The sequence below is a fragment of the Paenibacillus sp. J14 genome (genome assembly GCF_000518465.1).
In the GTDB taxonomy this organism is placed as follows: domain Bacteria; phylum Bacillota; class Bacilli; order Paenibacillales; family Paenibacillaceae; genus Fontibacillus; species Fontibacillus barengoltzii.
Window position 1 is genome coordinate 137,977 of the sequence record NZ_JADQ01000001.1, and the last position, 15,426, is coordinate 153,402.

Genomic DNA, 15,426 nt, shown 5'->3' on the forward strand with positions numbered 1-15,426 from the left:
TTATTTGAGTGATATCAGTATAATGCAAGTATAGAGCGTTTTCATAAGAAAAACAATGTGACGAAAGGCGGTATTCCACCCATGAAGTTTACCGATGGCAACTGGCTGATTCGCGAGGAGTTTACGCTCTCCACCGCGGTGCAGGCCTATGATTTTCAAGTCAAAGACCATACTTTAATTGCCTCCGCCTCCACAACTCCGCTTCGCGGCCGGGGCGATATGATTAATACGACATTGCTGACGATGCAGTTCCACTCTCCGTTGCCGGGGGTCATTGGTGTTAAGCTGATCCATTTTGCGGGGACAGTGGACCATGGTCCTCATTTTGAATTGGCAAAGGGCGGCGACCATGCCGAGATAACCGAAACCGAGCATTATGCCGAGCTCAAGAGCGGCAACCTTAGCGTCCGCATTAACAAAGGCCCGCAATGGTCCGTGGACTTCTTCCGCGGCGACGAGCGGATTACCGGCAGCGGCTACAAATCGATGGCGCATATCACCGAAAGAGGCGGCAACACCTATATGCGCGAAGAGCTTGACCTGCGCGTCGGCGAATGGGTGTATGGTTTGGGCGAACGCTTCACCTCGTTCCTCAAGAACGGTCAAGTGGTTGACATCTGGAACAAGGACGGCGGGACAAGCTCTGAGCAGTCCTATAAGAACATTCCTTTTTACGTGACAAATAAAGGATATGGCGTGTTTGTAAACGATCCGGGTGCGGTTTCGTTTGAAGTCGCATCGGAAAAAGTCAAAAAAGTACAATTTAGTGTTCCCGGCGAATCGCTGGAATATTTCGTCATCGACGGTCCGGAGCCAAAGGATGTGCTGAACAAGTACACCGATCTGACCGGCAAACCGTCCCTTCCTCCGGCGTGGAGCTTTGGCTTGTGGCTGACGACCTCGTTTACAACCGACTATGACGAGGCGACCGTTAACTCCTTTGTGGACGGCATGGCAGAGCGTGATTTGCCGCTGCACGTCTTCCACTTCGACTGCTTCTGGATGCGTGAATTCCATTGGACGGACTTCAAATGGGATGAGCGCGTATTCCCGGATCCAGTGGGCATGCTGAAGCGCCTGAAGGAGAAAGGCTTGAAAATTTGCGTTTGGATCAACCCGTACATCGGTCAGCGCTCCCGTCTGTTTGAGGAAGGGAAGAAGAACGGTTACCTCGTGAAAAAAGCAAACGGTGACGTATGGCAATGGAACCTGTGGCAGCCGGGTATGGCGCTGGTAGACTTCACAAATCCGGCGGCTTGCGAATGGTTTGCCGGATATTTGCGGGAGCTGATCGACATGGGCGTCGACTGCTTCAAAACCGACTTCGGCGAACGGATTCCAACGGATGTCGTGTATCACGATGGCTCCGATCCAGTGAAAATGCATAACTACTATACGTACCTGTACAACAAAGTTGTTTTTGAAGTACTGGAAGAGAAGCTGGGTAAAAATGAAGCAGCTTTGTTCGCACGTTCAGCAACCGTCGGCGGCCAGAAGTTCCCGATCCACTGGGGCGGCGACTGCTACGCGGATTATGAGTCGATGGCAGAAAGCCTTCGCGGCGGCTTGTCGTTGGGCTTAGCCGGCTTCGGCTTCTGGAGCCACGATATCGGCGGCTTTGAGAACACCGCTCCGGCGCATGTGTTCAAGCGTTGGCTGGCCTTCGGCTTGCTGTCCAGCCACAGCCGTCTGCACGGCAGCAGCTCCTACCGCGTGCCTTGGGCTTATGATGACGAGGCAGTGGACGTAACCCGGTTCTTCACCAAGCTAAAATGCCGTTTGATGCCGTATATGTTCGACATTGCGTTCCAAGCGACGCAACAAGGTGTACCAACAATGCGGGCGATGTTCCTGGAATTCCCGGACGATCCAGCGGCCGAAACCTTGGACCGTCAATATATGCTGGGTGACTCGCTGCTTGTAGCGCCGGTGTTCAGCGAACAAGGCGACGTGACGTACTATCTGCCGGACGGCCAGTGGACCCATCTGCTGTCGGGCCAAACGGTAGAAGGCGGCAAATGGCGCAAAGAGAAATACGACTTCTTCAGCTTGCCGCTGTTCGTTCGCCCGAACTCGATTCTGGCGACAGGAGCTAACGATGTTCGTCCAGATTACGACTATGCCAATGAAGTCCAACTTGGCTTGTATGCGATCGAAGACGGGGCAACCGTATCCCGTACGGTACGCAACATTAAAGGCGAAGCTGAGCTTCAAGTTACAGTCGTTCGCGAAGGCAAGCTTGTGAAGGTGACTGCGGAAGGCGCGGGCAAACCGTTCTACGTAACATTGCACGGCATGGGCGAAGCGGAATCGGTGCAAGGGGCTACGTTGTCCAGTAATGGCGCTGTAAAAGTGGAGGCTTTCACAGGCAAAACCGAACTGCAAATCACCTTGAAATAATTGGTCCTAGACCTCGATCGCATCTTAATTTAATATGTGACAGACATCCCCGGCGCACGGTACGTGCCCGGGGTAACTGAAATATCCCCTTTCCCTTGGATGAAGGGGATATTTCCATTTAGATGAGAGGTGATCCGATTTGATAAGCAAACTGATTCGCATCACCAATAATTTGCGGTTGAAGCATAAGCTGCTCATTTCCTATATCGTCGTGGTCATGATTCCGGTCCTGATTGTCGGCGTTGCCGTAACCGCTTACTTTCGCAATCAAGCCATGGATCGGGCGATCGCCCAAACTACCAATAACGTCGAGAAGGTGAAAACCCGGACCGCCGCGTTGCTTCGGGTGCCGATGGACATCTCCGATATTTTTATGCTCGATGAAGGGCTGGAGAAAATCGTCAGCACTCCGTATCCCAATGTGCTGGAGCTGACCAAAGCGTACCTCAATTACAATGATTTTCGCGCTTACGACAGAACCTATCGGGAAGTGTCGGGGATTCGTTTCTATTACGATAATCCGACCTTGATCAACAACCTGGAATTAATCCCGGTGAATGAGGAGATCAAGGGGATGTATTGGTACCAACAAGCGATGAAGAACAAAGACATCGGGTGGTTTTACATTGACGACAAGCAGGAGGTTCCAGTGAAGCGGCTCAGTCTCGTTCGGCAGATCTCTTTTAAAGGAACGAAGAAAAGCGGAGTTCTTATGGTCATTATGAATCAGGAGGAACTCAACCGGATGCTGCAGCAAGAACCTTTTGAGACGCTGATCACCGATGATTTAGGTTATGTGGTGGCCGCCAATAATCCGGCGATCGTCGGCAAGACACTGGAAGATCTAGATTACGGCATCGACTTGCGAACCCAGCAAAAGGGGACGTTTCAGGTGGATATCCAGGGGGTTCCATCCTATCTCGTTATCGACACCTTGAATCCGGAAGCCAGCATGAACGGGCTAAAGTTTATTTCCGTATTTGCGACGGAGCCGATTGTGAAGGACGCCAATACCGTAAGCCTTGTCGGATTGCTGATCATTCTACTCGTATTGCTGATTGCGCTGGTATTCGTATACACCGTCTCTTTCTTGACTACCAACCGGATGCTGCGGCTAAGCCGGCACTTAAATCGTCTGGCTTTAGGGGACCTCAACGTCGTATCGCGGATCGATGGGAACGATGAGATTGGCCAGCTGTCTCGGCAGTTCAACTACATGGTGGATAGTATCCGCCGGCTCATGAACCAGGTCGTTGAGAAAACAGAACAAAATAACGCTCTGGAGCTGGCTCAACGCGAGATCAAGCTAAAGATGATGGCCAGTCAGATTAATCCGCATTTTTTGTTTAACGCATTGGAATCCATCCGGATGAACGCTCATCTCAAGGGGGACAAAGAAATCGCCAACGTGGTCCGGCTGCTAGGCAAGATGATGCGCAAAAATTTGGAAGTCGGGCGGGAAAGCACACCGTTGAAGGAAGAGCTGGAAATGGTCAGCTCCTATCTGGAAATTCAGAAGTTTCGTTATGAGGACCGCTTAACTTATTCCTTAACTATTGATCCTGTAGCCAGCGCCATTCGGGTACCGCCGCTGATCATTCAGCCGCTCGTTGAGAACGCGGTCGTGCACGGGGTGGAGGACAAGGAAGAAGGCGTCCATGTTGAGGTGAATATTCAGAGAGACAAGGGATTGGTTCGCGTCTCGGTACAGGATAACGGAATGGGAATGACTCCGGAGCGGCTTGAAGAGGTCATGCGCTTCATCTCCGGTTCGACGGAGCCGGAACAGGGACGCATCGGGCTGCGTAACGTGCATCAAAGGCTTGTCCTCTCCTATGGGGAAGCGCACGGATTGCGGATCGTCAGCGAATATGGCGCAGGGACGAAGATCAGCTTTACGATCCCAGCGGGAGGCAATCTCTAATTTTTATATGGTTTTGTTTGAAATCTCTCGGGTATTTCGTCAGCCGCTCCTCCCTTATCATTAAGCTATAGCAGACAAGGGGGGAGAAATTGAGATGGAAACGCTGTCAACTCAGCCTGAAACCAGAAATGTAAGCGCAACCCCTGCGCCGCAGAAGAAGCGAAAGAACGGTATCTGGCGGAGCATTTTGCAGCAAAAGTACTTGTACTTAATGTCCATGCCATTCGTGATCTGGTTGTTTGTATTTAACTACCTTCCGGTGTGGGGATGGACGATGGCTTTCCAAAACTATAAGCCGGCGAAATCCTTCTCGGAGCAAAAATGGGTAGGATTTAAAAACTTCGTGGACTTGTTCCAGGACGAGCGGTTTTACCTGGTCCTCCGAAATACGCTGGCGATGAGTTTAATGGGGCTGGTCGCGGGATTCGTCATTCCGATTACTTTTGCGGTGTTGTTGAACGAGCTGCGCGGCAAGTATTTTAAACGAACGGTTCAGACAGTTTCCTATCTGCCACACTTTGTATCCTGGGTTGTCGTTGCGGGGATCGTGACGAAAATGCTCTCGATCGACGGCGGGATCGTCAACGAAATCTTGGTTTCCTTGCATATCATTGACGAACCAATCCAATTCATGGCCCAAGGGAAATGGTTTTGGGGAATTGTAACCGCTTCCGATGTGTGGAAAGAAACCGGTTGGAACGCCATCATTTACTTGGCGGCAATCACCGGCATCGATAAAGAATTGTATGAAGCGGCACGGGTTGATGGAGCCGGACGCTTCCGGCAAATTTGGAACATTACGCTTCCGGGGATCCGGACGACGATTTCGGTACTGCTGATCATGTCGATCGGCCATTTGATCGGCATCGGGTTCGAGAAGCAGTTCCAGCTAAGTAACTCGCTCGTAACGGACTATTCCGAAGTGCTGGACTTGTATGCACTGAACTACGGTATCAATATTAGCCGTTTCTCCTACGGTACAGCCATCAGTATGTTCACTTCCGTAGTCAGCATCATCCTGCTGCTTACGGCCAACGGAATCATGAAGAAAACGACAAAAGAGAGCATCATGTAAGGGAGGGAGAAGGGCGATGGCAAGTTCAAGCAGAGGCTTTAATGATACGCGGGGCGATAAAATTTTCAACATTTGCAACATCATCCTGATGAGCGTTATTTTGGTCATCACGTTGTATCCTTTCCTGAACGTGTTGGCGATCTCCTTCAATGATTCCACCGATACGGTTCGAGGCGGCATCTACATTTGGCCTCGGGAATTCACTTTGGAGAACTATAAAACGATCTTTAATTATTCCAGCCTGATTACCGGCTTTAAAATTACGATTTACCGGACCGTGCTTGGGACCGTGCTTGGCTTGATCAGCGCATCGATGCTGGCCTATACGCTTAGCCGGCCGGATTTCAAATCCCGGAAGTTCGTATCCACCTTCCTGGCGTTGACGATGTACTTCTCCGGCGGGTTGGTTCCAACCTATATGCTGATGCGCCATCTCGATTTGATCGGCACGTTCTGGATTTACATCCTGCCTGGAGTGGTCAGCGCGTTTAACGTGTTCGTGATCCGTTCCTTTATCGACGGACTGCCGTATGCGTTGCAGGAATCAGCCAAGCTGGACGGAGCCAACGATTTCACGATTTATTACAAAGTGATTTTGCCGCTCTGTAAGCCGGTTCTGGCAACGATCGCCTTGTTCCTGGCGGTAGGCCAATGGAACTCTTGGTTCGACACTTATCTGTACAACGGGAACAAAGCGCATTTGACGACGCTTCAATATGAGTTGATGAAAATTTTGCAAAGCACCAACCAAGGCGCAAGAATGATCAACGCCAACGATATGGCGAATCAGATGGCTCAGGTCTCACCGGAATCGATCAAAATGGCGATTACGATCGTCGTTACAGTACCGATCTTGATCGTTTATCCGTTCTTGCAACGTTACTTCGTCGACGGGATGACGCTGGGTGCCGTCAAGGCTTAACCCTAGATCCTGACGGCAGCAAGCCCGCGATAGAGTAACGCCGCTAACTCCGCTCCGCCGCCGCAAAGCTGAATTCGCGGCGGTGCGGCACTCGGCGGATGGAAAGTGCTTCTTTCTTAAAGCAAAGATGAAAGCCCTTACTTTTCTCGGTGAGTGCCGGGAATGAGGGAAGCAGCTGAGGTATCAGCAGGCGAAGGCCTGTTCATACAATACAAGTTTGATCAAGATGACGAGGGGGAACGTAGAAATGAAGTGGAAAAGCCCTAAAGCATTCGCGGCGATCTTGCTTGCGAGTACGGTGTTGGTAGCAGGTTGCGGAAGTAACGGTAACAATGCGGCCAACAGCAGCAATACCGGCAGCGCGGGAAGCAATGCGGAAGCGTCCGCGGATAACAGCCCGATCACCTTTACTTTCTTTGGTGCGGATGCCAGCCCGAACTGGAACAACATGCAAGACGACGTAGGTAAAGTGATTACAGAGAAAACCGGGGTAACACTTGAAGCTGAGTTTGACGTAGGGGCCGGCGGCGGCGAAAACAAAATTGCGCTGATGGCGGCAAGCGGCGATGTTCCGGATCTGATTTTTGCCAAAGGGGAATTGAGCAAGCTGGTGGATGCCGGACTCATTATCGACTTGGCTCCGCTGATTGAAGAACATGCACCAAACCTGAAGAAAATTTTCAGTGAAAATATGAACCGTCTGAAATACAGCAACGATGATCCTGCCATTTACTCAATCTTCACGAACGGCGGCGTGGATCAGCAATACTTTGACGCTGGCGGCGGCTTCGAAATCCAGCAACGTGTCTTGAAAGAGCTGGGCTATCCGAAGATTCGCACGGTGAAGGATTTTGAAAACGTACTGAAGCAGTATGTGGAGAAACACCCAACTACCGACGGTCAACCAACGATTCCGTTGACGCTGAGCGCTGACGACTGGAGAATCATGATCACCGTAACGAACCCGGCGTTCCTGACAACCGGGGCACCGGACGACGGCGAATATTATGTTAATCCGGAAACGTATGAAGCGATGCTGCACTACAAACGTCCGGAAGAGAAGGAATACTTCCGCTGGCTGAATCACATGTATAACGAAGGCCTCCTGGATAAAGATACGTTCGTGCAAAAAGAAGACCAATACAAAGCGAAAATCGCCAGCGGCCGCGTGCTTGGCCTGATCGACCAAGAGTGGGGATATCAGGATGCAGAAAACGCATTGAAAACCGCAGGCAAAGACGAGTACACGTACGCCCACTTCCCGGTCACGTTGACGGAGGAATATGAAGATCATTCTTTCCAACAAGCAGGTGTCGACGGTTACGGGATCAGTATCACCACAGCATGTAAAGATCCGGTTCGCGCGATCAAGTTTATCGACTGGTTGTCTTCTGACGAAGGTCAGGTCCTGAGAAACTGGGGCGTAGAAGGTAAACACTACACCGTGGATGAAAATGGCCAACGCGTCATCCCAGCTGACATTCAAGAACGGAAAGTAAATGACAGCACGAACTTCACCAAGGAATCCGGCATCAGCTTGTACCGTATTCTCGGTGCGAACTATGGTGACGGCGTGAAAGATCCTTCGGGCAACTATTACACCACGAACTTCCCTGAACAAATCGTGGCTGGCTACACGGAAGCTGAAAAAGAAACGTTGAAAGCTTACAATGCAACAACTTGGAAAGACCTGTTCCCAGGTGAAGATGCATTCCCAGCGAAGGATTGGGGCGCTCTGTACAACATGCCAGTTCCAACGGACGGCGATTATCAAGTGATTTACCAAAAAACGCAAGATATCGTCCGTAAACGGATTCCGGAAGCGATTCTGGCGAAAGAAGCCGATTTCGACAAGATTTATGACGCTTTCCTTGCAGAGCTCGATAAAGCCGGCGCTGAGAAGATGGAAGCCGAGTATACGGAATTGGTGAAGAAGAGAGTCGAATTGTTTACTGGTAAGAAATTGCAATAGTAGGTTAGCGTGAAAGATCTAAATAAGATTGCAAAAGGGCCCGTGTAGTGCGGGCCTTTTTGCGCCAGTATGCCATTATATACATCAGTCAGGCGGTAGGAGGGCGAGGAAAATGAACTATTTGGAGCAAACGGAGTGGAAGCTATGGTACAAGCGCCCTGCTTCCCGCTGGGAGGAAGCTCTCCCCATTGGCAATGGACGAATCGGCGGGATGGTGTTCGGCGGTATTCATCGGGAACGAATTGCCTTGAATGAAGATACGTTGTGGTCGGGCTTTCCCCGGGACCCGCAAAACTACGATGCACTGCGTCATCTCGAACCGGCTAGGGAGCTGATCTTCGCCGGCAAATACAAAGAAGCCGAGAAACTGATAGATGCAAAAATGCTGGGCCGACGCACGGAATCCTACCAGCCGCTGGGGGATTTATGGCTGGAGCAGGGAAATCCGGCGGCTGAGACCAAGGGGGCCGAGGTGCGAGGATTCCGACGGGAGTTGGATCTGGCGACCGGGGTTGCAACGACCGTTTATCGAATCGGTGAGGCGGAGTATCAGCGTGAGATATTCATTAGTGCGGTAGATCAGGTGATGGTTGTCCGCATAACTGCGCTGGGGAATGAACCGGTACAGATAACCGCTTCGCTGGACTCACCGCTTCGGCATCAAGCCTTCGGCGGGCCGGCCGGAATGGCACGGATCGGCATGAGCGGCCAGGCTCCCAGCCATGTTGCCGATAACTATCGCGGAGACCATCCGCAGTCAGTCTTATACGAGGATGGCCTGGGCCTTACTTTTGTGGCCCAGCTCTTGGTGCTGCCGGAGGGCGGCGGCACAGCCCAGGCGGATGCCTCAGGCCGGCTGACGGTGAGCGGCGCGAAGGCGGTGACGCTGCTGCTGGCAGCCGCCACGGATTACGCCGGCTTCGATCAGACGCCGGGCAGCGGCGGCATCGACCCGGCGGAGCGCTGCCGGGCGGCGCTGGATGCGGCGGCAGCGCTCGGCTATGAGCAGCTGCGTCAACGCCATGAGGCCGATCACCGTCGGTTGTTCGGCCGCGTGGAGCTGCGGCTGGGCCGTGCAGAGGAAGCCGTAGAACGAGCCGCTCGCCCGACCGACGAGCGGCTTGAGGCTTATCGCCGCGGCGAGGCGGACCTCGGGCTGGAGTCGCTGTATTTTCACTACGGCCGATACTTGCTGATGGCCAGCTCCCGCCCGGGGACAGAGGCGGCTCATTTGCAGGGCATCTGGAATCCGCATGTGCAGCCGCCGTGGAACTGCGGGTATACGACCAATATCAATACGCAGATGAATTATTGGCATGCCGAAGTGGCGGGGCTGGCTGATTGCCATGAGCCGTTGTTTGAGTTAATTCGCGATCTTAGCGTTACCGGTGCGCGAACGGCGCGGATTCATTACGGCGCCCGGGGCTGGGTCGCTCATCACAATGTGGATGTATGGCGCCAATCCACACCGTCGGACGGCGAGGCCAGCTGGGCGTTCTGGCCGATGGGCGGCGTGTGGCTGTGCCGCCATTTATGGGAGCATTACGAATTTGGGCTGGACGAGCAGTTTCTGCGGGAGACGGCGTATCCGCTGATGAAGGGAGCCGCCGAGTTCTGCCAGGATTGGCTGGTGCCCGGACCAGACGGACAGCTGGTTACAGCCCCATCAACTTCACCGGAGAACAAGTTTCTGACGCCGGATGGCGGTGAGCCTTGCAGCGTGTCTGCGGGCAGTACGATGGATCTGTTCTTGATCCGTGAGCTGCTGGAACATACGATTCAGGCGGCTGAAATTCTTGGCGTTGACGAGGCGTGGCGACAAGAGCTATCCCATATGCTGGCGCGTATAGCTGAACCGCAGATCGGCCCGGACGGCCGGCTGCAGGAGTGGAGCGAGCCGTTTGCAGAAGCCGAGCCAGGACATCGGCACGTGTCCCACTTGGTTGGCTTCTACCCGGGCAATGCGATCACGGTGCGGCAGACGCCGGAGCTGGCAGAAGCCGTCCGCCGCACGCTGGAGGCGCGCATCCAGAATGGCGGAGGCCATACTGGTTGGAGCTGCGCATGGCTGATCAACCTGTATGCCCGGCTGGGCGACGGGGGAACCGCTCATCGGTTCGTGAACACGCTGCTGTCACGTTCCACGTATCCGAACCTGTTCGACGATCATCCGCCGTTCCAGATCGACGGTAACTTTGGCGGGGCAGCCGGCATCGCCGAGATGCTGCTGCAAAGCCATATGGGCGGCATCGATCTGCTGCCGGCCCTGCCTGCGGCCTGGACGAGCGGGCAGGTCAGCGGCCTAAGGGCCCGCGGCGGGTTCACCGTCGACATGACGTGGGAGAACGGCCGCTTAACGTCGGCCCGCATCACGTCAACGTCAAGCAGCCACTGTACGCTGCGCGGGCTGCAGGGCCTGACCATCCGCTTGCCGGACGGCCGCACCGTGCAGGAAGGCGAACGCTTCCTGACGGAGCCGGGGGCGACGTACCTCGTAGGCTAGAAGGAAAAGCCCCGAATTTCTCGCGGGGGGCGCTCGGCGTCAAATGAATGCAAAAGTGCAGTTTTCCACGAAAAAAAGCCCTCCCCTTTTGGGTTAGGCTTTGTTAGACGAATGCGCCGTACCGCCCCGGACTTGAACGTTCCCTAATGCAGCCTGCGGAACTGCTGGGGCGTCATGCCTGTGTGCTTGCGGAACGTGGCGACGAAGTGGCTGGCATCGCGAAAGCCCGTTTTGCCGGCGATCGCAGCGACGGTGATGCCGGGTTCGCTGGCCAAATGCTCCTTCGCCTTATGGATGCGCATTTGCGTGAGGTAACTGTATGGGGCGATGCCAAACGATTGCTGGAACAGCTTGCTGAGATGTCGCCCGGACATTCCGGCTACTTCCGCCAACGTATCCAGCCCCACGTCTGGATTGCCGTATTCCCGCTCCATCCAGGCGAGCAACGGCCCCAGCTTCTCCATGATTCGCGGGACAGCGCTGCTGCTTACTTGGCCGAATTGGCTCAGGACAGCGAGGAACCGGTATACCTCAGTTGAGGTCTCCAGGCCAAACGGGTCCTGAATGCTGTCCAGCCGGTTCAGCAAGTGGCCGAGCAACGGGGAGATGGGGGCCTCCGGTTCCCAGCGGAACAGGACGGCCTCCCGGATGCCAAACGCAGCCAATATCGATCCGGCAGCCGCTCCGCCAAAGGTGAGGTAATAGGTCTCCCATGTCGAGCTCCGCTTGGCCTGATAAGCGTGAGGCATACCTGGCGGCAACAGCATCCCGCTGCCTGGCTGAAGCAGGAACGAACCGCTTCCCAACGTTAGCTCTCCCTCGCCCTCGGCGGTATGCAGCCAATGGTAATAAGGGTAGCCGTCCGGGCGGACAATTTTCTCTTGATTTGGATTATAGCCGACGCTTTCGAGGAGTAAGGGAAGATCCGGCGTGGCAGCCGGAGAAAAAACAAAACGGGTAAAGGCCCGTGAACTCATCGTACGAAATGCCTCCTAGGTATGATCCATATTATTATATTACAATTCGAAATTATTATATATAAAGCGGGAAATTTCAACCTTACAATGGACTTAGAAGTTATATATTGTAAAAGGATGTGGATATGGTGATCAACGAGAAACTGCCGAAGATTTGGTACGGCGGCGACTACAATCCAGAGCAGTGGGGACCAGACGTCTGGAAAGAGGACGAGCGGATGTTCAAACTGGCTGGGATTGATGTGGCGACGGTCAACGTTTTTTCCTGGGCGATGATTCAACCGAGCGAGGAAACGTATGACTTTGCACAATTGGACGAAACGATCGACCGCTTGTACAAAAGCGGCGTGTATGTCTGCCTGGCGACCAGCACTGGGGCTCACCCGGCATGGATGGCTCGCAAATATCCGGACGTGCTGCGCGTAGACGTGCAGGGACGGAAACGCCGGTTTGGCGGACGTCATAACTCTTGCCCCAATTCGCCGACCTATCGCAAATACGCTGCCCGTCTGGCCGGCAAGCTGGTAGAACGATACAAGGATCATCCGGGGCTGTTAATCTGGCACGTGTCCAATGAATACGGCGGCTACTGCTATTGCGACAACTGTGCAGCGGCCTTCCGCGTCTGGCTGCGGGAACGTTACAAGACGCTGGATGAGCTCAACCGGGTATGGAATACGCGATTCTGGGGCCACACGTTTTATGATTGGGAAGAGATTGTGGTGCCTAACGAACTCAGTGAAGAATGGGGCGGAAACCGTACGAATTTCCAAGGGATTTCGTTGGATTACCGGCGCTTCCAGTCCGATTCGCTGCTGGAGTGTTACAAGCTGGAATACGACGAAATCAAGAAGCATACACCTAACGTTCCGGTAACCACTAACTTGATGGGCTTTTATCCGGAACTGGATTACTTTAAATGGGCGAAATCTATGGACATTGTTTCTTGGGATAACTACCCGTCCTTGGATACGCCGGTTAGCTTCACGGCCATGGCTCATGACTTGATGCGCGGGTTGAAGAGCGGCGCTCCGTTTATGCTGATGGAACAGACGCCAAGCCAGCAAAACTGGCAGCCGTACAACTCGCTGAAGCGCCCTGGCGTGATGCGCCTTTGGAGCTATCAGGCCGTAGCTCGCGGCGCCGACACGGTCATGTTCTTCCAGCTGCGCCGCTCAATTGGGGCGTGCGAGAAATACCATGGGGCGGTTATTGAGCACGTGGGCCACGAGCACACCCGGGTCTTCCGTGAAGTAGCGGAGCTGGGCCGAGAGCTGGATCAACTGGGCGATACGCTGTTGGATGCGCGGACGGAAGCCAAGATCGGCATCGTCTATGACTGGGAGAACCGTTGGGCGATCGAGCTTTCCAGCGGCCCATCCGTAGCCTTAAATTACGTCAATGAAGTGCACAAATATTACGATACGTTGTTCCAAATGCATGTAGAGAGCGACATGGTGTCAGTGGAGGAGGATTTCAGCAAATACGAAATCCTGATTGCCCCGGTGATGTATATGGTGAAGCCGGGCTTTGCGAAGAAAGTGGAGGAGTTCGTAGCCGGCGGAGGTACGTTTGTCACCACCTTCTTCAGCGGCATCGTGAACGAGAACGATCTGGTGACGCTTGGCGGTTATCCAGGCGAGCTGCGCTCTGTACTAGGCATTTGGGCAGAGGAAATCGATGCCTTGCTGCCAGGCCGCACGAACCAAATCGTGATGAAAGAAGCTTGGGGTGCATTGTCCGGGCAATACGAATGCGGCCTCTTGTGCGATTTGATTCACGCCGAAGGCGCGGAAGTGCTGGCGGAATATGGCTCCGATTTCTATCAGGGGATGCCGGTTGTGACGGTCAACTCGTTCGGCAAAGGTCGCGCGTATTATGTGGCAAGCAGCCCGGACGCCGCCTTCTTGCAAGGATTCCTGAAGAACCTCTGCGAGGAGAAAGGGATCCAGCCGCTGCTGGATGCGCCAGAAGGCGTTGAAGTAGCACGCCGCGTGAAGGATGGGAAAGCTTTCTTGTTCCTGCTGAACCATAACGAAGGGGCCGCCGAGGTGGAGATTGGGTCCGAAGCTTATAAGGACCTGTTGGCGCAAACGGAAGTATCGGGGACGGTTCAAGTTCCTGGCCGAGGCGTTGTCATTTTGGAAGGGAAAAAATAAAGACCATAAAAAACCGCAAGGCCGTTTAAGTCAGGCCTTGCGGTTTTTGCAAATCGGAGAGGTTCAGCTGTTCTCCAAAATTGTGTTCAGCGTAGTCCGATCCAGTCCGCGCACGAGGCGGATCAACAGCTCCTTCGCTGCAGCGTAATCATCCGTGTGGATGATCGAGGAGGACGTGTGGATGTAGCGGGAGCAAATGCCGATCACGCTCGACGGGACGCCGGTGCCGCTGAGATGCACTTGACCGGCATCCGTGCCGCCCGGCGACACGAAATATTGGTACTTAATCTTGTGCGTATCTGCCGTATCACGGATATATTCGACCAAGCCGCGATGGGTGATCATCGTCGGGTCGAGGATACGCAGCAGGGTGCCTTCACCCAGCCGGCCAAACGCTTTTTTGTCGCCGGTCATATCGTTGGCGGCGCTGGCATCCAAAGCGAAGAAGATGTCCGGCTTAATGAGGTTCGCCGCTGTCCGAGCCCCTCTAAGGCCAACTTCTTCTTGCACATTCGCCCCGGCATACAGTACATTCGGCAGCTTCTCTCCGTGCAGCGCTTCAAGCAGCTCAATGGCCAAACCAACGCCATAGCGGTTATCCCAGGCTTTCGCCATAATTTTCTTCGGATTTACGAGGGGGGTGAATTCGCAAATCGGTACGATTTGCTGGCCGATCTGCACCCCTGCGGCTTCGGCTTCCTCCCGGCTGTCCGCGCCGATATCCAAATACATCGATTTGAGATCTACCGGCTTGTTGCGCTGCGACTCATCCAGCAGGTGGGTCGGAATCGATCCGACGACGCCGACGATGGGGCCGTTCGGCGTAATGATCTGCAGGCGTTGGGCCAACACGGCCTGGCTCCACCAGCCCCCAAGCGGTTGGAACGACACCATTCCGTTGTCGCTGATCCCGGTGGTCATGAAGCCCACTTCGTCGAAATGCCCGGCCACCATCACCCGAGGTCCTTGCTCATCTCCGCGCAAGACCCCGAACAGCCCGCCAAGGTTATCCTGCACGAATTCCTGCGTGTAGGCCGACATTTTCTGTTTGACGAGGGCCCGCAGTTCTCGTTCAAATCCAGGAGCCGCTGGAAATTCCGTCAGTTCTTTAAATAGCTCGCGCGTTTTTTCATTCATTGCTCGCTTCTCCTTTTTCTAAAGATACGGGTTCCAAAGGCCCGATTTACAGCACTTGATATTTTAGAATCACTCGAAGTTGAATCTTCCTCTCCTAGTATGAACTACCTTTTTTCGATTGTCCATGCAGCGATTGTGTTCGAAATTTCCAGCATTGCTGTAACGTTGATGAGCACCCGGCTCCCAAGCAAAGCATATACTGCAGAAGCAGCAGTTCGATGGGCGAATGAGGAGGCTAGGCTGAATGGAACGGTATGCCAAGGATTGGCTGGTGATCTGTCTGCTCTTTATCCTGTTAGTGATCGTCCTTCTATATTTATAATAACAGGATGCAATTCCCTTGCCCCACCTGATGCA

General features: G+C 53.8%; 9 protein-coding genes. 7 read left to right on the plus strand and 2 right to left on the minus strand.

Features of this window, described 5'->3' with window-relative positions:
* Nucleotides 1–81: 81 nt before the first annotated feature.
* The 6 genes from yicI (at nt 82) to M891_RS0100575 (ending at nt 10,796) form a co-directional block, all read left to right on the plus strand.
* Nucleotides 82–2,400 carry an alpha-xylosidase gene (yicI, locus tag M891_RS0100550; RefSeq protein WP_028537421.1) on the plus strand — a complete coding sequence of 773 codons (2,319 nt, stop codon included), beginning with the start codon at nt 82–84 and terminating at the stop codon, nt 2,398–2,400.
* 139 nt (nt 2,401–2,539) lie between these two features.
* A complete protein-coding gene (locus M891_RS0100555) occupies nt 2,540–4,324 on the plus strand; it encodes a sensor histidine kinase (protein WP_028537422.1) in 1,785 nt (594 codons plus the stop codon).
* A gap of 94 nt (nt 4,325–4,418) precedes the next feature.
* The gene (locus M891_RS0100560; RefSeq protein WP_028537423.1) at nt 4,419–5,399 is read left to right on the plus strand and encodes an ABC transporter permease; all 981 of its coding nucleotides are present in this window, start codon (nt 4,419–4,421) and stop codon (nt 5,397–5,399) included.
* Between the two features lie 16 nt (nt 5,400–5,415).
* Nucleotides 5,416–6,321 (plus strand): carbohydrate ABC transporter permease, encoded by a 906-nt coding sequence (locus M891_RS0100565; protein WP_009224200.1) that lies wholly within the window; start codon nt 5,416–5,418, stop codon nt 6,319–6,321.
* Nucleotides 6,322–6,568: 247 nt separating this feature from the next.
* Complete coding sequence (locus tag M891_RS0100570; RefSeq protein WP_028537424.1) at nt 6,569–8,293, plus strand: ABC transporter substrate-binding protein; 1,725 nt, start codon at nt 6,569–6,571, stop codon at nt 8,291–8,293.
* 112 nt (nt 8,294–8,405) lie between these two features.
* Nucleotides 8,406–10,796: a glycoside hydrolase family 95 protein gene (locus M891_RS0100575; protein WP_028537425.1), complete on the plus strand. Its 2,391-nt coding sequence runs from the start codon at nt 8,406–8,408 to the stop codon at nt 10,794–10,796.
* A 143-nt stretch (nt 10,797–10,939) separates the two neighbouring features.
* On the opposite strand, the gene M891_RS0100580 is transcribed toward M891_RS0100575, so the two are convergent.
* Nucleotides 10,940–11,773, minus strand: coding sequence for an AraC family transcriptional regulator (locus M891_RS0100580; RefSeq protein ID WP_028537426.1), 834 nt, complete (start codon nt 11,771–11,773; stop codon nt 10,940–10,942).
* A gap of 128 nt (nt 11,774–11,901) precedes the next feature.
* On the opposite strand from M891_RS0100580, the gene M891_RS0100585 reads away from it, so the two are divergent.
* On the plus strand, nt 11,902–13,932 hold the full coding sequence (locus M891_RS0100585) for a beta-galactosidase (protein ID WP_028537427.1): 2,031 nt from the start codon (nt 11,902–11,904) through the stop codon (nt 13,930–13,932).
* Nucleotides 13,933–13,995: 63 nt separating this feature from the next.
* Here the strand turns inward: M891_RS0100585 and M891_RS0100590 are convergent, their stop codons facing one another.
* The gene (locus tag M891_RS0100590) at nt 13,996–15,069 is read right to left on the minus strand and encodes a M42 family metallopeptidase (RefSeq protein WP_028537428.1); all 1,074 of its coding nucleotides are present in this window, start codon (nt 15,067–15,069) and stop codon (nt 13,996–13,998) included.
* Nucleotides 15,070–15,426: the final 357 nt, after the last annotated feature.